Genomic DNA, 18630 nt, shown 5'->3' with positions numbered 1-18630 from the left:
GAATGACGATCAAGGCACGCAGGACGCTGGTCGCCGTCGCCGCGGTAGCCGGTGTGGCGGTCACCTCCGGCTGCGGGCTCACCGTGGAGAAGCTGCCGTTGCCGAAACCGGGTCAGGGCGGGGAGACCTACACGATCCACGCGGTCTTCGAGAACGCGCTGAACCTGCCCGACCAGGCGAAGGTGAAGATCGGTGGCTCGGATGTCGGCGTGGTGACCGATATCAAGACCAAGAACTTCCAGGCGGTCGTGGACTTGACCATCCGCAAGGACATCGAGTTGCCCAAGGGCAGCACGGCGGAACTGCGTCAGGCCACCCCGCTGGGTGATGTGTTCGTCGCGGTGTCCAAGCCCAAGACCGAGCCCGGCGCGGACATGCTGCACGACGGTGACACGCTCACCCTCGACAGCACCTCCGCGGGCGCGACCGTCGAGCAGCTGCTCATCTCGGTCTCCATGCTGTTCAACGGCGGCGGCATCGCCAGCCTGTCCAAGCTGGGTTCCGAGCTGGACTCCATCGTCGGCGGCCGCGGCGAGCAGCTCGCCCACCTGATCACCGAGATGACCGGCGTGGTCGGCAGTCTGAACAACAACTCCGCCCGGGTGGACAGTGTGCTCGGTGAGTTCAGCACCCTCGCCAACACCATCGAGGGCAGACGGTCGGAACTCGGCGAGGTGGCCGACACGCTGCCGCAGATGATCGGCGCCATCGCCGAGAACAACCGGGCCCTCGGCGATCTGCTCGCCAAGTTGTCCACCGCCAGCGCCGCCCTCGGCGATTACGCGAACACCTCGACCGAGAGCTTGAACGGGCTGCTGGAGAACACCCACCAGCTGATGGACGCGATAGCCAAGACCGGCGACGGCTTCGGCGTCCTGCTCGATCGACTACGGGTGCTGCGGCCGAAGGTCGACGCGACCTTCCGCGGCAGCAGCTTCGCGGTGTACGCGACCGCGACCAACCTGGACATCAGCGCGCTCACCGATCCGCAGCACGGCAAGCTCCAGGACCTCAACGACTTGCAGGACTTCGCGGGCAGCCTGATCCAGGTGCTGCAATTGGTGCAGGGCCGGGTGGGAGGACAGCGATGACCTCGGCGCGCAAACTGTTCGGAAGCAAGATCTTCCTGTCGAACGTGGGCCTGGTGCTCGTGCTGCTGGTCGGCGCGACGTACCTGCTGCTGAACGTCATGCGGGTGAACCCGCTGCGGTCCGACTACACCGTCACGGTGAATCTGGATCGTTCCGGTGGTCTGCAACCCGGCAACGACGTGACGTTGCGCGGGTGGCGCATCGGCAAGGTGACATCGATCGAGCTGTCCGATCGCGGCCAGGCCATCGCCGCCACCGCGCAGATCGAGTCGAAGTACAAGATCCCGGTGGACACCCAGATCGCGGTGCAGGCCCTGTCGGGCGCGGGTGAGCAGTACATCGACTTCCGGCCGAATGCCGAACAGGGGCCGTTTCTGGCCAACGGCGCGGTGATCAAGTTCGATCCGGACAGGATCCACACGCCCACGCCGGTGTGGTCGGTGCTGGACAACTCCAGCGCCCTGATCGCGCAGATCAACCCGGAGCATTTCCAGGTCATCCTGAACGAGCTGGACATCGCGCTCAGCGGCGGCCCGGATCAGCTGCGCGGCCTGGTCAACGGGATCAGCCTGGCGACGGCGGGCCTGGACTCGTTGCTGCCGCAGACCACGAACCTGATCACCAATCTGCGCACCATCGCGAGTACCACGTCCAACGCACAGCCCGATCTGGCCACGCTGACCCGCAACTCCGGCGTGCTGTTCGAGCAGTTCAACAACGCGAACGCGGAATTGCAGCGCGTGCTGGACCAGGCGCCGGGCCAGCTCACCAGCCTCGGCGCGGTGGTGGACCGCACGGCCGATCCGATCACCAGCCTGGCGACCAATTTCCAGGCCATCACGAAGGCGGCGCAGCTGCGGCTGCCCGCGCTGCGCGCGCTGTTCCCCTCGCTCGCGCTCGGTGGCGAGGCGCTCGGCGTCCCGGCGCACGACGGCGAATTCCACGCGATGATCGACATCTGGCCGCGGCCGTTCTGCACCTACAACACTCCGAAGATGCGCAACGAGGTCGTGCAGGACGGCACGATCCCGATGTGGAACTACTGCGAGAACCCGCCCCCGGGTCAGCAGATCCGCGGTGCCGCCAACGCGCCGCGGCCCGACGTGCCCAACAACGGCGCGCACATGCCGCCGGGTGTGGATCCGAACGAGCGGACGCTGCCTCCGGTGCGGTGAGTCGTACCCGGCCCGGCGGTCCTCGCGTCGGGCGGGCATACTCGCCGGTGAAACGCGTAAGGTTCGCTGCCGCGGGCCGCTGAAGCCAATCGGTGCGCACCGATGCGCGCCGGGAAAGTGCAGGTTCTATCGATGTCTACCGACGACGCCGAGACCGACAAGGACGCCGAGACCACGGCCGCCACCTCCGACAAGGGCACCGACGCGGTATCCGGGAAGTCGGAGGACGCCGCAGGCGCGGCGAAGCCCGAGCTGTCCAAGGCGGAGAAGGCAGACAAGGCCGAGGCGGGCGCGAAGCCTGCCGCGAAGAGCGACTCGCCCAAGGCGGCGGCCTCCGCACCGTCCGGCAAGTCCACCTCGATTCCGCTGGTGGCCGCGTTCGTGGCCGGCGTGCTCGCGGTCGCCGCGATCACCGCGGTGGTGGTGTTCTTCATGCAGGGCAAGGATCGCGGCGACAAGCTCGACGCGATCCGCGACTCCACGAGCGCCGCGTGCACGTTCGGCAAGGACGTCTCGGTCTACGACTACTCGAAGAATCTGGACGACTACTTCACCACGGTGAAGGCCGGCTCGACGGGCGAGTTCCTCAAGGAGTTCGACGACGCGACCAAGGCGCTGAAAGATGCCATGGTGCAGGCACAGGTCAAGTCCTGGGCCGACGATGTGCAGTGCGGCTACCAGGCCGGTGACAAGACCTCGGCCAAGGTGCTGGTGACCCTCACGCAGTATCGGACCAACTTCACCCAGGCCAACCCCGAGCGTCAGTTCGTCGTGGTGATCGCCCAGCTGCAGAAGTCCGGCGACAAGTGGCTGGTCGAGAAGCTCGATTCGCCGATGCTGAAGGGTGCCGGTACCGGTCTGCCCGGCGCTCCCGCTCCGGGCGCGCCGCAGCAGGCGCCGTCCGGTCAGCCCGCACCGCAGCCGGGTAACTAGCCGAGCGCCTCCGGCGGTGGGCCGAGCCACCACCGCCGGAGGTCATTCGGGCAGCCTGCGACGATCCGGCGGATCAGAACAGCGTCAAAGCCTGTGGCGCCGACGGCGCGGCCGCCTTCCCCGCGGCCGTGTCTTTCGGCGCTTCCGGCGCCGTCGACGGTTCCTCCACAGTCACCGCGAGCATTTCCACGGTGTTCGCCTCGGCGACAGCCGCGGTGACCGCGGCCTGCCGAGCCGCTTCTCCGGCCAGCGCGTCGGCTTGCTCGTTGAAGTAGTTGCCGACATGACCACGGACCCAACGGAAGCGGACCGGTCCCGGCCTGCTCGAGATGGCCCGATCGATCTGCCGGACGAGTTCGACATTCTTCACCGCGCCACCGGTGGACGTGCGCCAGCCGTTGAGCCGCCAGCCCGATACCCATTCCGAGGCGCATTTGATCGCGTAGAGCGAATCGCTCTCGATGAGCAGGGGTTCGGACCCTGGGTGGGCGACGATCGCTTCCAGCACCGCGCGCAACTCCGCGACCTGGTTGGTTCCGGACGCGGCTCCCCCGCTGGCGGAGGAGCCCTGATGATTGACCCAAGCCCAGCCGATGGCGCCGCCGGGATTGCGGAGGCAGGATCCGTCGGTGCTCACGATGATCATGGCTGGCACCCTACGCAATCCGACCGACAAGATCGGTACCGTGGAATTCCTCTATCTCCCTCCGTAACCGGGCCTCCGTACGCCGCAGCGCCGATTTGACCGCGGCGTCCACCAAGCCGGTGCTCAGGCGCCCGACCACTCCGCGAGGTGGACTGTACTCCGCCTCGGAGGTCAGCACCGAGCGCCCGTAACCGAGTGGGTCGAAGCGCAGCCGCAGCGTGCCGGAGAACCGTCCGCGCAGCGTGTAGCCGATCACCGCGTTGTGGCGGTGTTCGGTGATCTCGCAGGTGGAAGTCGGTTGCCAGATCGCGAAGCGGGTGGTGGTGGCGAAGACCGCGCCGAGTCCGCGGTCCTGGTCGCCGGCCGGTACGAAGTCCGCGATGCCGAACATCCAATCCGGTACGAACAGATGGTTGTCCGTATAACTGAAAGCGACCTCGACGGGCGCTCCGACGTCACTCGCGTACTTGATGTGGCCCATAGGCCCTCCCTGTCCCACGACTGGCGTCAAAAGTACTACAGCTCTCCTCTTTATTCGAGGGCTCTACGGGATTTCGTCCGTTATTTCGCCAGGTTGCGACCGAATGGTTGCTTGGGAGGAAAGTCGTTCACAGCGTGCTCAGAGCTGGTCGACGAGGTGCTCGGCGATCGGCATGGCCGAGGTCGCCGCAGGTGAGGGGGCGTTGAGCAGATGAACCGAGCGCTCGGTGCGCTCGATCATGAAGTCGTGCACCAGCGTTCCGTCCCGCAGCACCGCCTGGGCGCGAATGCCCGCCTCGCGCGGCCGCAGATCGGCGAGCGTCAGCTCCGGACAGTAGCGGCGGCACTGCTCGAGGTATCCGCGCTTGAACAGGGAGTTGCGCAGTTCCCGCAGACCGGTGCGCACATTCGCCTTGGCGACGCGATGGAATCCGGCGAATCCGAGGACTTCCCGCGCGTCCCGCAGGTCGACACTGCCTTTGCGGTAGCCCTCCCTCGACAGTCCGAGCACGGCGTTCGGCCCCACGGTCAGCGCTCCGTCGATCGTCGGGCTCAAATGCACGCCGAGGAATGGCAATCCGGGATCCGGGATCGGATAGATCAATGTGCTGACCAGCCCGTTTCGCTCCTGCGGCAGCTGGTAGTACTCGCCGCGGAAGGGAACGATGCGAAAGTCGGTGCGCAGACCGGCCGCCCGCGCCATCCGGTCGGCTTGCAGGCCCGCGCAGACCACCGCGCGGCGAGCCGTCCATGAGCCGGCCGGTCCCGTGGCGGTCACGGCATCCGAAGTCTCGGTGAGCGTGGCGACCTCGGCGCCCAGCACGAATTCACCACCCGCGCCGCGGACTTCCTCGGCCAGCGCTTCGGTCACCCGGGTGAAGTCGACGATGCCGGTGTCCGGGACGAAGAGGGCCCCCACGCCGGTGACGCGCGGTTCCCGCCGCGTGAGTTCCGCGGCGTCGATCAGTTCGACGGCCACGCCGTTGGTGATCGAGCGTTCGTGCAGCGCGAGCATGCGTTCGTATTCGGCGTCGTCCGTGGCGACCAGTAGTTTGCCGCAGACGCGGTAAGGAATGTCGTGGGCCGCCGCGAATTCCTTGGTCCAGCGAGCGCCCCGGCGGCACAGCGTGGCCTTCAGGCTGTCGGGCGGATAGTAGATGCCGGAGTGGATGACTCCGCTGTTGTGGCCGGTCTGATGGGCGGCCAGCCGCTTGGCTTTCTCCAGCAGCACCAGGCTCGCACCGGGATTGCGCGCCAGGATCCGGTGCGCGGTCGCGACGCCGACGATACCGCCGCCGATGACGCAGAAGTCGTACGCGCTCATGCCGAGCAGGGTAGGCGGTAACTCACACTGCGGTGGAATCCGCTCCGCCGTGCGCGGCGGCGGGCGCGCGTTCGGTGGTCCGCTGTTCGAGGTCACCGCTGGATGCGGGCGTGGCGTGCCGGTTCAAGCGCAGGTCGTGCTCGCCCAGTCGCGGATCGGAGAACGCCATCCGCACTTCACCGCTGTGGGTATCGAGGTCGGTGCGCATCGTGGTCACGGCCGGCATCTCCGACGTGGGGCCGGAGCGGAGGTAACCCGGCAGCATGATCAAAGCGTTGGTGTCCACGGTGACCGAGACGGTGTCGTCCTCGACCTGTGCGACCTGCGCGCCGACATAGGTGTCGCCGAATCGAACCTTGCCGCCGACAGGTGTGGGAGCGGGTGGCGCGGTAGGCGAAACTACCTGCGGCGCGGTGGTTTCCGGCTTGGTCGTTTCGGGCTCAGCGGCGCGCGGAACCGAAGCAGCCGAGGGCAGGACGAAACTGGTGCCGGTCAGCACCGGATAGGGGGTGTACCGGCGTCCATGGTCGGGCTCGGCAGGGGCGGGCGGAGTGACCGGCGCCGCGATCCGAGTCGCCGAGTGCTGCATATCGGCGATCTGCTGCACGACATACGCGCCCGCCACGACGGTCAGGCTCAAGCTGGCGGCACCGGCGAGCACGATGGCGGCATGCCGCGCGACCTGGGCAGGTCGATGTGCTGTCACGATGCGTTCCTTTCGCTGCGACGCTGCTCCCCACAGCGACCAGCACCCCGGGAAGCTGTACGCCCGTTCAGATTACCCGTGGGGCCGGGCGGGGTGCCGCATCGAAGAGAGCAGGATCACAGCCGGCGTGGCGAAAGACGGCGTGGTCGCAATTGGATGACCAGGCGTCACGGCGCCGTAAATGGCGCCGATGTTTCCGTGAACGCACCGACGGGTAAATAGTCGGGTAGCTGGCGAGCGCCATTCTCGACTGCCACTCGAGACACCCGGCCAACGGCGTCCGGCCGTCGACATGAACACGGCGCACCCAAGTGTGGCGCTCGCCCGCTCCGAAGCGTCGTCGACGGGCCGGGTGCAGGCGGGTCAGGCGAACTGGCCCGCTGCCCTTCCCGCACCGGTCGGACCAGCGAAAGCCTGTGCGAGAGTGAGCCATTCCGCGGCGTCGTCGCCGTGTGTCACGAGCGACAGATCGTCGGGATGGCGGCGTTGGGTCACCAGCATGCAGAAATCGAGCGCCGGTCCGGTCACGCGCTGTTCGGCGTCCTCGGGCCCCCACCTCCAGATCGTGCGATCCGGTGCGGTCAATTCGACCCGGAATTCCGCTGCGGGCGGCGTCTTTCCGTGCACGGTGTAGGCGAAGTTCCTGGTGCGCACGCCGATATGGGCCACGGTGCGCAGCCGCGTCGTTGGCGTGCGGTGTACGCCGAGGGCATCGGCCACATCCTGCCCGTGCGCCCAGGTCTCCATGATGCGGGCGCTGATCATCGACGCGGCGCTCATCGGCGGACCGAACCACGGCAATTTGACGCCCGCGGGCGCGGCGCGCAGCGCGGCGATGAGCGAGGCGCGTCCGCGCCGCCATCGATCCAGCAGATCGGCGGGCGGTTCGGTCGCGGCCTTCTCGGCGGCCTCGTCGACGAACGTGAGCGCACGTGGCCCCGCTTCGGTCAGCAACTGCCCGAAGCGCGCGGCATCCGCGGTGGCGATCGTCGCGATCTCGTCGGTCCAGGCCAGATGGCCGATCTGATGGGCGATGGTCCAACCGGGCGCGGGTGTTGCGCGTGCCCACTCCTCGGGCGCCAACGGGCCGACGAGTCGTTCGAGGTCCGCGCATTCGTCGGCGAAGTCGCCGAGCAGCGCCTCCAGGTCAGCCATCAGTTCCCCTGCCGCTACCGGGCGCACCGCCTCGTGCGCCACCGGGTCCAGCATCGCAGCGAGACCAAAAAAAGGCAAGCATGCTTGTTTTATATTGGGTGGCGCGGGCCCGCTACCAGCCGAAAATCAGCAGGTGGGCGGCTCCCACCACGAGCCCGAGGACCGCACCGTGCAGATACAACAGCCACGCGTCCTGTTCCACGGACGCGTAGAACATCTCCATGAACTCCCCCGGCGTGAGCCGCCGCAACTTGCGCGCCGCGAATTCATCGATGGTCTTGGCCTGCTCCCGGTTGAACTCCTCGTCCTCGACCAGGGTCGGGGCCAAGCCGACCGCCGCGCCCGCCGCACCCACCGTGAGATTGTCGAACTGGCGGCGTCCCAGGGCGGCGCGCACCAGTGTGGTGGTCGGGCCGAGCTGACGATTGATCTCGTCGGCGATCAAGCGCTCCAGCAGCTGCCTGGTCTTGTCCCCGTTCGGGCCCTCCAGCAGTTCCTTGGACAAGTTGGGCAGCGTCAGCACCTGGTAGGCCAGGATGTGCGCCAGATCGGTGGCCGCCTGCGGCTGCCGTTTCGCCAGCAGCGCTTGCTTCCACAGGTACTTGTACCTCGGTTGCGGGTCGCCCGGCTCGAACACCATCTTCACAGCGATGACGTTCACGATCACACCGATCGCCGCCGAGGCGAGCAGTACGATCACCCAGCCCGGCGCCCAGCCGAGCACCGGAATGTTCTGGTGCACATGCATGTACAGCGCCAGCAGCACGCCGAAGGGCGCGCCGAGCAAACCGACACGGACCATGAACCGCAGCTCGGGCGCCGCGATGGTGGTGGTGAGGTCCTTGAGGATGGTCGGGTTGTCCTCCAGGTAACGGATCACGAAGCCCTTGATGCCGATCAGCTGGTCGACGTTGTCGCCGAGCGAGGCGAACGCGCGACGCGACAGGGCGGGCAGTTCGCGATCCACCCGCTGGTAGATCAGCTGCTTGGCGGCGCGCGGTACGGTGCGCCACAGATCCGGGTTGTCCCGGTACATCAGCTCGTCCACCAGCGGCCGTACCTGCTCCCGTGCCAGCACCGCGATGTAGTCGGCGATACCGTCGAGATCGAGTTCGTGGATGAAGTCCTTCGGACTGCCGATCCGCATCAGCGCCTTGTCCACGCAGATGCTGGCCATCTTCTCCGCGCGTGCCGGGATGAAGCCCTGGAAGCCGAGGCGGCGGCCGTCGCCGGAAAAGGTCGGCAGCACCTGGACCCGGCGCGGGAAGTACGGGTAGAGCACGTGCAGGCCGGGAATGCGAACGCCGCGAAACCGGATCGGCCAGAAGAGCATCAGCACGCCGGTCCAGTTGGTCAGCCAGCCCGCCAGCGCGCTGAAGATCGGAAACGTGATCAGGTCGACCACGAACTTCGGCTGCCCGGTCAAGCTCTCCCAGTCGATGAACACGCCAGCGGCGAGCGACGACATCGATGGGACTCCCTAAGCCGATCCGGTGGTACCGCCGGTATGAGATACCAAGGCCCCCACGTTCTCATTGCCTTGGACGAGGTGTCAACGCGAAGCGGGACTTCGCCGTCAGCGAACGGACCGGTCGGGGCGGAACAAACCCGAACACCCCGGGGTTGAGTAGGCATCGCTCAACTTTTGGAAGGGTCGAAGACGTGACTACACCACAGAACCTGCCGGTGCTGTTCCTGACCGATCCGATCGTGCTGCCGGGCATGGTCGTGCCCATCGAACTGGACGAATCGGCGCAGGCCGCGATCGATGCCGCACGGGCCGCCAAGACCGAAGCCGTGCTGCTCGCGCCGCGGTTGAACGAGGGCTACGCCACCTACGGTGTGGTCGCCACCATAGAACAGGTCGGCCGTATGCGCGGCGGAGCCCCGGCGGCCGTCCTCAAGGCCGAACGGCGCGCCAAGATCGGGCACGGGGTCACCGGCCCGGGCGCCGCGCTGTGGGTCGAGGCCGAGCCGGTCGAGACGCCCGCCCCCGACGGCCGCACCAAGGAACTGGCCGCGGAGTACAAGAAGCTGGTCGTCTCGGTACTGCAACGCCGCGAGGCCTGGCAGATCATCGACGCGGTCAATCAGCTGACCGATCCGTCGGCCATCGCCGACACCGCGGGCTACGCCCCGTACCTGACCGCTGACCAGAAGCGGGAGCTGCTCGAGACCCCCGACGTGGCCGAGCGGCTCACGACCCTGATCGAGTGGACCAAAGCGCACATCGCCGAGGCCGAGATCAGCGAGAAGATCAGCGAGGACGTTCGCGAGGGGATGGAGAAGAGCCAGCGCGAATTCCTGCTGCGCCAGCAACTCAACGCCATCCGCAAGGAACTCGGCGAGGACGAGCCGGACGGCGCGGACGACTACCGCACCCGCGTCGAGCAGGCCGATCTGCCCGGCAGCGTCCGCGAGGCGGCGCTGCGCGAAGTCGGCAGACTGGAGCGCGCCAGCGATCAGAGCCCGGAATCGGGCTGGATCCGGACCTGGCTGGACACCGTGCTGGAGCTGCCGTGGACGGTGAAGACCACCGACAGCACCGACGTCTCGGCCGCCCGCGCCGTCCTGGACGCCGACCACCACGGCTTGGACGAGGTCAAGGACCGCATGGTCGAGTACCTGGCCGTCCGCGCTCGCCGCGCCGCCCGCGGCCTGGAGGTCGTCGGTGGACGCGGGTCCGGCGCGGTGCTGGTGCTGGTCGGCCCGCCCGGCGTCGGCAAGACCTCGCTGGGTGAGTCCGTCGCGCGCGCCCTCGGCCGAAAGTTCGTCCGCGTGGCCCTGGGCGGCGTGCGCGACGAAGCCGAGATCCGTGGGCACCGCCGTACCTATGTCGGCGCGCTGCCCGGCCGCATCGTCCGCGCCATGAAGGAAGCCGGTTCGATGAACCCGGTCGTCCTGCTGGACGAGATCGACAAGGTCGGCTCGGACTTCCGCGGCGACCCGGCGGCCGCCCTGCTCGAGGTGCTGGACCCGGCGCAGAACCACACCTTCCGCGACCACTACCTGGATCTGGACCTCGACCTGTCCGACGTGCTGTTCATCGCGACCGCGAACGTCATGGAGACCATCCCAGGCCCGCTGCTGGACCGGATGGAACTGATCACCGTCGACGGCTACACCGAGGACGACAAGGTGGCCATCGCGCGCGACTTCCTGGTGCCGCGGCAACTGGAGCGCAACGCGCTGACCGACGAGGAGGTGACGATCAGCGAGGAGGCGCTGCGCGAGGTCGCCGCCAACTACACCAGGGAGGCGGGCGTTCGGCAGATGGAACGGCTGATCGCCAAGGCGCTGCGCAAGGCGGCCACCCGGCTGTCCGAGCGCGTAACCGTCCCCGCGGCGGGTTACGACCCGGACCTGGGTTACGAGGTGGAGACCGACACCTTGACGATCGGTCTCGCCGACTTGAAGGACTACCTGGGTCGCCCGCGCTTCACCCCGGACTCGGTCGAACGCACGGCCGTCCCAGGGGTGGCCACCGGCCTCGCCGTGACCGGCGCGGGCGGCGACGTCCTCTACATCGAGGCGAACGCCGCCGAGGGTGAGCGCTCGCTGACCCTCACCGGCCAGCTCGGCGACGTCATGAAGGAGTCCGCGCAGATCGCGCTGACCTACGTGCGCTCGCACCTGGAGGAGATCGGCATCGAGCCGACGGTGCTGGATCGCAACATCCACATCCACTTCCCGGCAGGCGCGGTCCCCAAGGACGGCCCGTCCGCGGGCGTCACGATGGTCACCGCCCTGGTGTCGCTGGCGCTGGGACGGCAGGTGCGATCGGACGTCGGCATGACCGGTGAGGTCACGCTGAACGGACGGGTGCTGCCGATCGGCGGCGTGAAGCAGAAGCTGCTCGCCGCTCAGCGGGCCGGATTGAAGACGGTGTTCATCCCGGCGCGCAACGAGCCGGATCTGGACGACGTCCCGGCGGAAGTGCTGGCCGCGCTGGATGTCCGCCCCGTCGCCGACGTGGCCGACATCCTCGCCTACGCCATCGAACCGGTGGCCGAACCCGCGTTGGGGCCTGCCTACGCGGCTACTGCCTGACCTGGGCTGGAACGGCCGGGCACGGAACTCCGTGCCCGGCCGTTCGCATGCTGCCGAGCGGGCGGATGGACGCGCGCTGTGCGGGCAGCGAGCTGACCGTTGCGATCACGTACCGCTTCCGGTGAGATCGGCTTCCGCGAGCCGGGTGGTGCCCTGGGCCACCGCACACAGAACCGGTTCGCGGCCCGAGCTTTCCGCGTAGATCTCGCAGTGGGCGACCGCTTGGCGGCGCGTCGCGCCGGTGACAGCTGCCTCGACGCGCAAACGCTCGCCCGCGGCGGGGCGGAGGTAGGTGATGGTGACACCGCCGGTGAGCACATTCGCGCCGAGCACCGTACCGGCGGCGAAGGTGAGGGCGTTGTCGGCGGCGTAGGCGAGCACGCCGCCGTGCACGTAACCGAATTGCTGGGTCAATTCGTGGCGGAGGGGGATGACCAGGGTGGCCGCGCCGTCGCCGAACGCGGTGATCCGGGTGCCCACCAGGGTGGCGAAGGGCTGCGCGGCCAGTATCTTCTCGGCGCTGTCGAGGTCGAGGGCCATCGTTGTCGTCATCGGGAGACCTCCGCCGCGGCTCGGGTGCGATCGGCGGCGAGGGCGAGCCAGGCGGCGTCGGCGAGTTCGCCCGCGACTTCGGCCGGGCCGACGCGCATTTCGCCGCCCAGCCACTGTCGCGTGTATTCCTGCGCCGGGCCCAGCCACAGCGCGTAGACCAGATCGATCGGAAGATCACGCACCGCCCCGTATCCGGCGTGCGTGCGCCACCACCGCGTCACGTCGGAAAGGAAGCGGCGATTGCTCTCGCTCTCACGCACCCCTGGTGGACGCGCGGAGGTGAGCACGGTCGCGCGGTGTTGATTTTCGCCGACCCACCGCAGGTGCTCGCGCACGCCCTCGGTGACGCCCGCGCGCGCGTCGGTGCTCTCGCCGACCGCTGCCCAGAAATGCTCCTGGTAGTCCGCGAGCGCGTTGGCCCACACCTGCCGGTACAGGTCGGCCTTGTCCGGGAAGTGGTGATAGAGCGCGCCGACGCTGGCGCCCGCCGCGGCGCGGATCTGCGTCAGCGTCGCGTCGAGCGCCCCGTGCTCGGCGAACTGGCGCTCGGCCGCCAACAGCAACCGATCTCGAATCTTCATAACCAGAATTTAGTTCTGTTCTGCGATCCGTGCAATGCGCGATGTCGCAGCACTGGGGTAAGAACGGGGTGTGGCCAGATGGCTGTTGCACGTCGATCTCGACCAGTTCCAGGCGGCGGTGGAGTTCCGCCGCCATCCGGAACTGCGGGGATTGCCGGTCATCGTCGGCGGCCACGGCGATCCCACCGAACCGCGCAAGGTGGTGACCTGCGCGTCCTATCCGGCGCGCGCGTTCGGCGTGCGTGCCGGGATGCCGCTGCGCAGCGCCCAGCGCAAGTGCCCCGAGGGAGTGTTCCTTCCGCTGGACATGACCGCCTACGAGGACGCCTCGGACGAGGTCATGGCGCTGCTGCGGACGTTTCCGGGACGGGTCGAGGTGTGGGGCTGGGACGAGGCGTTCCTGGCCGCCGACACCGACGACCCGGAGGCCCTCGCCCAGCGGGTGCGCGGCGCCATCGCCGGACTCGAACTGACCTGCTCGATCGGCATCGGTGACAACAAACTCACCGCCAAGCTCGCGACCGGGTTCGCCAAGTCGGCGGGCAAGTCGTCGGCCGAGCCCGACGCCGGTGCGGGCGCGGCGGCGGGCGTCTTCCGGCTCACCGCCGAGAACTGGACCGAAGTGATGGCCCATCGTCCGACAGACGCGCTGTGGGGTATCGGCACGCGCATCGCCGCACGTCTGGCCGAGCTGGGCATCCGAACCGTCGGCGACCTGATGGCCGCCGACCGGCATCGTCTCGCTGCGGAGTTCGGGCCGAACACCGGGCCGTATCTCTGGGTGCTCGGCCACGGCAAAGGCGATACGGACGTCACCACCGAACCGCGAATACCAGTGGGCCGCAGCAAGTCCGAGACGTTCCCGCACGACCTGACCGATCCCGGCGAGATCCGCGCGCAAGTGGCGCGGCTGGCCACCGAGGTCGCCGAGGAGATGGCCGCGGCGGGCCGGATCGGCACCCGGGTTTCCGTGACGGTGCGCACCAACACCTTCTACACCCGCAGCAAGCAGGAGAAACTGCCCGAACCGACCATCGACGTCGCGCGGATCGCCGAGACCGCGCTGCGCATCGTCGAACGGTTCGACCTCGACCGCCCGGTTCGTCTGCTCGGCGTCCGGCTCGAACTCGTGCCGCAGTAGCTCCCGGACCCGTCCGGACCCTCGTATGCTCGTGCGCATGGAGTTCTGGGCGATGGTGGCACACGAGACGGACAGCGGGATCGTCCTGACCCGGCAGCAGGTCAACGAGGATTTTCTCGGGCCGGGCGACGTGACGATCAAAGTGCACTACTCGAGCGCGAACTACAAGGACGGCCTGGCGATCACCAAGGGCGGCGGGGTGGTGCGCAACTACCCGATCGTGCCCGGGATCGATCTCGTGGGCGAAGTGGTCGAGTCCGCCGACGACGATTTCGCCCCCGGCGACCAGGTGATCGCGCACGGATACGACATCGGGGTTTCGCACCACGGCGGCTTCGCCGAATACGCCAGGGTGCCGGCCGAATGGGTGGTCGAGCTGGCGGATCTGAGTCCCCGTGACGCGGCCGCGCTCGGCACCGCGGGGTTCACCGCGGCCCTGAGCGTGCAGGCCCTGCTCGATCGCGGCCTCACCCCCGACGCGGGCCCGGTGCTGGTCACCGGCGCGACCGGCGGGGTCGGCAGCGTGAGCATCGACATCCTCTCCGGCCTCGGCTTCGAAGTGATCGCTTCCACCGGCAAGACCGACGCGAACGATCTGCTCAGCGAGATCGGCGCGAACGAGGTGATCGGCAGGTTGCCCGAAGACCCGAACGCCAAGCCGCGGCCGTTGACCAAAGCGCGGTGGGCCGCGGCCGTGGACAGCGTCGGCGGCGCCTCGCTCGCCTATGTGCTGAGCGCCATCGGCTACGGCGGCGTGGTCGCGGCCAGCGGACTCACCGGCGGAGCTGAACTGTCCACCACGGTGATGCCGTTCATCCTGCGCGGCGTCGCGCTCGAGGGCATCGACTCGGTCAACCTCCCGATCGACCGTCGCCGCGAGGTATGGTCCCGGCTCGGCAAAGAGCTTCGCCCGCAGCACCTTTCGTCCCTGGTGAACCACGCTCCGATCACCGAGGCCGAGAAGGTGTTGCGCTCCATCCAAAGCGGCAACCACCGCGGGCGCACCGTGATCGGCGTCCTCGGCGAATTCTGACCCGCCGGTTCTCGGCGTACTTCGGTACGGCTCGGACGAATCCGCACCCCGGCGGACGCAGCGACGTAGGAACCGGCGAAGCCCGGCTCGAACGAATCGAGCCGGGCTTCGCTGATCGGGCTCCCGCTGCGAAGGACTACGCGCGGTGATCTTCGCACCGTGGACGGCCCGCGAGCCGAACACGCCGCGCGGGGGAAGACGCTGCCACCGTCGCGGGCCCCGATCCGATACGGTTCTTCGGCAAGCATGTGATCGCACCGGCCGAGAGGCGAACTTCGTTGTCCGCGAATCTGTTCTGGCGTTCGATGTCGATAGTGGCGGTTTCCGCGCTGCTCGCCGCGCCCACGTACAGCTGGGCCGATCCGGTGGCCGACCCGCAGCCGAACAGCACGGACCGGTTCTATCACCAGACGCTCGAATGGAAACCGTGCGGCGTCGAGAACCTGGACAAGGCCGGGGGCGAGTGCGCGAACGTCCAGGTGCCGCTCGACTACGCGCGGCCCGGCGATCGCACGATCAACCTGGCGATCTCCCGGGTGAAGGCGAGCGATCCAGCGCGGCGGCGGGGAATCCTGCTGTCCAATCCCGGCGGTCCGGGCGGCCCGGGACTGGACAGTGTGGATCTGCTCGGTGATGTGCTGTCGCCGGACGTGCTGGCGAGCTACGACCTGATCGGGATGGACCCGCGCGGGGTCGGCGAGTCCAGCCGGAGTCCGCGGTGTGGGTGGCCGGTCGGCGAGATGATCCGGTCGGCGGGCCTCGACCCGCTCGGCTTCGTGCACGACACCGTCCAATCCGCCGGCATGGCCGCCACGTGCGTGGTTCGCGATCCAGAGCTGGTGCGGCAGTTCACCACTCGCAACACGGCGCGGGACATGGACGTGGTCCGAGCCGCCTTGGGCGAGCAGAAGGTCAACTTCTACGGCTTGTCCTACGGCACGTATCTCGGGGCGGTGTTCACCCAGATGTTCCCCGATCGCAGTGATCGAATCGTGCTCGACAGCGCTATCGACCCGGACCGGTACTGGGAGGGCTTGGTCCAGGACTGGGGTCCCTCGGACGAGATCGCGCTGGACGATTGGGCGGTGTGGGCCGCAGCCCGGGACGAAGAGTTCCGGCTCGGTGCGACGCCGCAGCAGGTGCGCGCGAAGGTCGAGGAGCTGGTCCGCGTCGTCAACCGCAGGCCGATCGTCATCGATGACTTCGCGATCGACGACCACTGGTTGCCGTTCATCCTGCACTCCTTGCTGTGGAACTTCCGGCTGAACGAACCGTTGGCCGAGACGGTGCGCGAGCTCGCCGACGACGCCGGCGGCCCGCCCACCGCCTCGCGTACGCCACGGCTGCGCGCCATCGTGGCGGCGCTGCGGGACAACGAGAACTCCGTGCTGGCGCAGATCGCCTGCGGCGATGTCGGCGCACCCATCGATCCCACGTGGTACTGGCGCAACATCGAGGAGAGCCGGGCCACGCAACCGGTGTTCGGCGCGCTGGCGGGCAACATCCAGCCGTGCGCCTTCTGGCCTCGGCCGGTCGAACCGCCGACGGTGGTCCGGAACGCGGTGCCCGTGCTCATCGTGCAGGCGACGGGAGATCCGCGCACTCCCTACACCCACGCCGTCCGGCTGCACGAGTATCTGTCGGCGTCGCGGATGGTCACCCTGGAAGCCGTCCGCATCCACATGACCTTCCGGCCCGAGTTGAGCAGCTGTGTGAACCACGCGATCAACGCCTACTTCGGCGCGGGAACCCTGCCGGACACCGACACCACCTGTACCGCGGACCGGACCGCGAGCTAGGCCGGCGGGTCAGGCCGCCGCCGTGACGGGCTCCTCGGCGAACTGGGTGCGGTACAGCTCCGCGTAGCGGCCATCGGCGGCCAGCAGTTGGGTATGCGTGCCGCGCTCGATGATCCGGCCCTCCTCCAGCACCAGGATCTGGTCGGCAGCGCGGATCGTGGACAGCCGGTGTGCGATCACCAGCGCGGTCCTGCCCTCCAGCGCTTCGCTCAGCGCCTCCTGCACGGCGGCTTCGGAGGTCGAGTCCAGTGACGCCGTCGCCTCGTCCAGGATCACCACGCGCGGTTGCTTGAGCAGCAGGCGCGCGATGGTCAGCCGCTGCCGTTCACCGCCGGAGAGCCGGTAGCCGCGCTCGCCGACCACCGTCTCCAACCCGTCCGGCAACGAAGCGACCAGGTCGCGCAGCCGGGCGCGTTCCAACGCGTCCCACAGCTCGTCCTCCGTGGCCTCCGGGCGCGCGAGCAGCAGATTGGCCCGGATGGTCTCGTGGAACAGGTGCCCGTCCTGGGTGACCAGGCCGACCGTCTCGCGGATCGATCGGGTGGTCAGCTCGCGCACGTCCGCGCCGTTCAACCGCACCGCGCCGCCGTCGACGTCGTAGAGCCGGGAGACCAGCTGTGCGATGGTCGACTTGCCCGCACCGGACGAGCCGACCAGCGCGATCAGCTGACCGGGCTCGGCGCGCAGCGACACCTCGTGCAGCACCTCCACCCCGCCGCGAGTGTCCAGATTCGCCACGTCCTCCAGCGAGGCCAGCGACACCTTGTCGGCCGACGGGTAGCCGAAGCTCACCGCGTCCAGCTCCACCGCCACCGGACCGGCCGGAACGGGCTTCGCGCCGGGCGCGTCCTCGATCAGCGGCTTCAGGTCGAGCACTTCGAAGACGCGCTCGAAGCTCACCAGCGCGGCCATGACTTCCATCCGCGCACTGGCCAGCGCGGTCAGCGGGGTGTAGAGCCTGGTCAACAGCAACGACAGCGAGACAACCGCGCCCGCGTCCAACTGCCCGCGCAGCGCGTACCAGCCGCCGAGCCCGTACACCAGGGCGATCGCCAGCGCCGACACCAGCGTGAGCGAGGTGACGAAAACGGTTTGCAGCATCGCGGTGCGCACGCCGATATCGCGCACCCGGCGGGCCCGCAGCGCGAACTCGCCGGACTCCTGCTCCGGACGGCCGAAGAGCTTGACCAGCGTCGCGCCCGGCGCCGAGAACCGCTCGGTCATCTGGGTGCTCATCGCCGCGTTCAGCCGCGCCGCCTCGCGCTGCATGTCCGCCAAGCGGTTGCCCATCCGGCGCGCCGGAAACACGAACACCGGAAGCAGAACCAGCGCGAGCAACGTGATCTGCCACGAGATGCTCAGCATCACCCCGAGCGTCAGCGCGAGGGTGACGAGGTTGGCCACCACGCCGGACAGTGTGTCGCTGAACGCGCGCTGCGCGCCGATGACGTCATTGTTCAAGCGGCTGACCAGTGCGCCGGTCCTGGTTCGGGTGAAGAAGGCGACGGGCATCTTCTGCACGTGGTCGAACACGGCGGTGCGCAGATCGAGGATGAGCCCCTCGCCGATTCGTGCCGACATCCATCGGGTCGCCAGCCCGAGCCCCGCGTCGAACACCGCGAGCACGCCGATCACCAGCGCGAGGACGACGACCACCCGCGGCGCCGCGCCGCCGACGATGTCGTTGACCACCCGGCCCGCCAGCACCGGCGTCGCCACGGCGAGAACCGCGGACACCACGCTGAACAGCAAGAACGCACCGATCCTGGCGCGGTGCGGCGCCGCGAACCGGATGATGCGCCGGGCGGTGGCGAAGCGGAACGGCCGCTGTTCCCGCGGCGCGTTCGCCCGCCGGTACATCTGGCTCCACGCCACGGATTCGATGCTCACGTTGCTCTCCCTCTCGCTCCCCACCCATCCAAGACCTGGCCACCGACATTAAGACCTCAACAATGGTTGAGTTC

The 18630-nt window shown here is 68.5% G+C and carries 16 protein-coding genes; 7 read left to right on the top strand and 9 right to left on the bottom strand.

Annotated features, from left to right (window positions below; genetic code table 11):
- Positions 1-2 precede the first annotated feature (2 nt).
- From NG1_RS00415 to NG1_RS00405, 3 genes are all read left to right on the top strand, one after another.
- Complete coding sequence (locus NG1_RS00415) at positions 3-1091, top strand: MCE family protein (RefSeq protein WP_062966827.1); 1089 nt, start codon at positions 3-5, stop codon at positions 1089-1091.
- Complete coding sequence (locus NG1_RS00410; protein WP_062966825.1) at positions 1088-2266, top strand: MlaD family protein; 1179 nt, start codon at positions 1088-1090, stop codon at positions 2264-2266. The genes NG1_RS00415 and NG1_RS00410 overlap by 4 nt, the downstream gene beginning before the upstream one ends.
- Before the next feature lie 132 nt (positions 2267-2398).
- The gene (locus tag NG1_RS00405) at positions 2399-3199 is read left to right on the top strand and encodes a hypothetical protein (RefSeq protein WP_062966823.1); all 801 of its coding nucleotides are present in this window, start codon (positions 2399-2401) and stop codon (positions 3197-3199) included.
- 73 nt (positions 3200-3272) lie between these two features.
- Here NG1_RS00405 and NG1_RS00400 read toward each other — a convergent pair whose 3' ends face one another.
- From NG1_RS00400 to NG1_RS00375, 6 genes are all read right to left on the bottom strand, one after another.
- Positions 3273-3845 carry a ribonuclease H family protein gene (locus NG1_RS00400; RefSeq protein WP_062966821.1) on the bottom strand — a complete coding sequence of 191 codons (573 nt, stop codon included), beginning with the start codon at positions 3843-3845 and terminating at the stop codon, positions 3273-3275.
- Between the two features lie 10 nt (positions 3846-3855).
- Entirely contained in the window at positions 3856-4326 is a 471-nt protein-coding gene (locus tag NG1_RS00395; protein ID WP_062966818.1) for an SRPBCC family protein, read from the bottom strand.
- Between the two features lie 138 nt (positions 4327-4464).
- Entirely contained in the window at positions 4465-5649 is a 1185-nt protein-coding gene (gene lhgD, locus NG1_RS00390; RefSeq protein WP_062966816.1) for an L-2-hydroxyglutarate dehydrogenase, read from the bottom strand.
- A 22-nt stretch (positions 5650-5671) separates the two neighbouring features.
- Positions 5672-6355: a hypothetical protein gene (locus tag NG1_RS00385; protein ID WP_157113784.1), complete on the bottom strand. Its 684-nt coding sequence runs from the start codon at positions 6353-6355 to the stop codon at positions 5672-5674.
- A gap of 363 nt (positions 6356-6718) precedes the next feature.
- Positions 6719-7510: a TIGR03084 family metal-binding protein gene (locus NG1_RS00380; RefSeq protein ID WP_062967178.1), complete on the bottom strand. Its 792-nt coding sequence runs from the start codon at positions 7508-7510 to the stop codon at positions 6719-6721.
- Positions 7511-7622: 112 nt separating this feature from the next.
- Positions 7623-8978 (bottom strand): DUF445 domain-containing protein, encoded by a 1356-nt coding sequence (locus NG1_RS00375; protein ID WP_062966812.1) that lies wholly within the window; start codon positions 8976-8978, stop codon positions 7623-7625.
- 254 nt (positions 8979-9232) lie between these two features.
- Here NG1_RS00375 and lon point away from each other — a divergent pair, with 254 nt between their 5' ends.
- Positions 9233-11560, top strand: a complete 2328-nt coding sequence (gene lon, locus NG1_RS00370; RefSeq protein ID WP_062967176.1) for an endopeptidase La — start codon at positions 9233-9235, stop codon at positions 11558-11560.
- A 105-nt stretch (positions 11561-11665) separates the two neighbouring features.
- Here the strand turns inward: lon and NG1_RS00365 are convergent, their stop codons facing one another.
- Together NG1_RS00365 and NG1_RS00360 are read right to left on the bottom strand one after the other, a co-directional pair.
- Complete coding sequence (locus NG1_RS00365) at positions 11666-12112, bottom strand: PaaI family thioesterase (protein ID WP_062966810.1); 447 nt, start codon at positions 12110-12112, stop codon at positions 11666-11668.
- Positions 12109-12693 (bottom strand): TetR/AcrR family transcriptional regulator, encoded by a 585-nt coding sequence (locus NG1_RS00360; protein ID WP_062966808.1) that lies wholly within the window; start codon positions 12691-12693, stop codon positions 12109-12111. Before NG1_RS00360 ends, NG1_RS00365 begins: the two co-directional genes overlap by 4 nt.
- A 70-nt stretch (positions 12694-12763) precedes the next feature.
- On the opposite strand from NG1_RS00360, the gene NG1_RS00355 reads away from it, so the two are divergent.
- The 3 genes from NG1_RS00355 (at position 12764) to NG1_RS00345 (ending at position 16666) form a co-directional block, all read left to right on the top strand.
- Positions 12764-13834: a DNA polymerase IV gene (locus tag NG1_RS00355; protein ID WP_062966806.1), complete on the top strand. Its 1071-nt coding sequence runs from the start codon at positions 12764-12766 to the stop codon at positions 13832-13834.
- Between the two features lie 37 nt (positions 13835-13871).
- Positions 13872-14867 carry an oxidoreductase gene (locus NG1_RS00350; RefSeq protein WP_062967174.1) on the top strand — a complete coding sequence of 332 codons (996 nt, stop codon included), beginning with the start codon at positions 13872-13874 and terminating at the stop codon, positions 14865-14867.
- Between the two features lie 314 nt (positions 14868-15181).
- Complete coding sequence (locus NG1_RS00345) at positions 15182-16666, top strand: alpha/beta hydrolase (RefSeq protein WP_168434143.1); 1485 nt, start codon at positions 15182-15184, stop codon at positions 16664-16666.
- Positions 16667-16675: 9 nt separating this feature from the next.
- On the opposite strand, the gene NG1_RS00340 is transcribed toward NG1_RS00345, so the two are convergent.
- The gene (locus tag NG1_RS00340) at positions 16676-18556 is read right to left on the bottom strand and encodes an ABC transporter ATP-binding protein (protein ID WP_062967172.1); all 1881 of its coding nucleotides are present in this window, start codon (positions 18554-18556) and stop codon (positions 16676-16678) included.
- Between the last annotated feature and the right edge of the window lie 74 nt (positions 18557-18630).

The sequence above is a fragment of the Nocardia gamkensis NBRC 108242 genome (assembly GCF_001612985.1).
Classification (GTDB): domain Bacteria; phylum Actinomycetota; class Actinomycetes; order Mycobacteriales; family Mycobacteriaceae; genus Nocardia; species Nocardia gamkensis.
The sequence above is the reverse complement of the archived record's forward strand: the minus strand, read 5'-3'. Positions and strand labels throughout refer to the sequence as shown.

Coding starts and splice junctions, on each gene's coding strand:
- NG1_RS00375 (WP_062966812.1), bottom strand. CDS start 8,978: ATGTCGTCGCTCGCCGCTGGCGTGTTCATCGACTGGGAGAGCTTGACC.
- NG1_RS00415 (WP_062966827.1), top strand. CDS start 3: ATGACGATCAAGGCACGCAGGACGCTGGTCGCCGTCGCCGCGGTAGCC.
- NG1_RS00395 (WP_062966818.1), bottom strand. CDS start 4,326: ATGGGCCACATCAAGTACGCGAGTGACGTCGGAGCGCCCGTCGAGGTC.
- NG1_RS00405 (WP_062966823.1), top strand. CDS start 2,399: ATGTCTACCGACGACGCCGAGACCGACAAGGACGCCGAGACCACGGCC.
- NG1_RS00365 (WP_062966810.1), bottom strand. CDS start 12,112: ATGACGACAACGATGGCCCTCGACCTCGACAGCGCCGAGAAGATACTG.
- NG1_RS00410 (WP_062966825.1), top strand. CDS start 1,088: ATGACCTCGGCGCGCAAACTGTTCGGAAGCAAGATCTTCCTGTCGAAC.
- NG1_RS00380 (WP_062967178.1), bottom strand. CDS start 7,510: ATGGCTGACCTGGAGGCGCTGCTCGGCGACTTCGCCGACGAATGCGCG.
- NG1_RS00350 (WP_062967174.1), top strand. CDS start 13,872: ATGGAGTTCTGGGCGATGGTGGCACACGAGACGGACAGCGGGATCGTC.
- lhgD (WP_062966816.1), bottom strand. CDS start 5,649: ATGAGCGCGTACGACTTCTGCGTCATCGGCGGCGGTATCGTCGGCGTC.
- NG1_RS00360 (WP_062966808.1), bottom strand. CDS start 12,693: ATGAAGATTCGAGATCGGTTGCTGTTGGCGGCCGAGCGCCAGTTCGCC.
- NG1_RS00400 (WP_062966821.1), bottom strand. CDS start 3,845: ATGATCATCGTGAGCACCGACGGATCCTGCCTCCGCAATCCCGGCGGC.
- lon (WP_062967176.1), top strand. CDS start 9,233: ATGGTCGTGCCCATCGAACTGGACGAATCGGCGCAGGCCGCGATCGAT.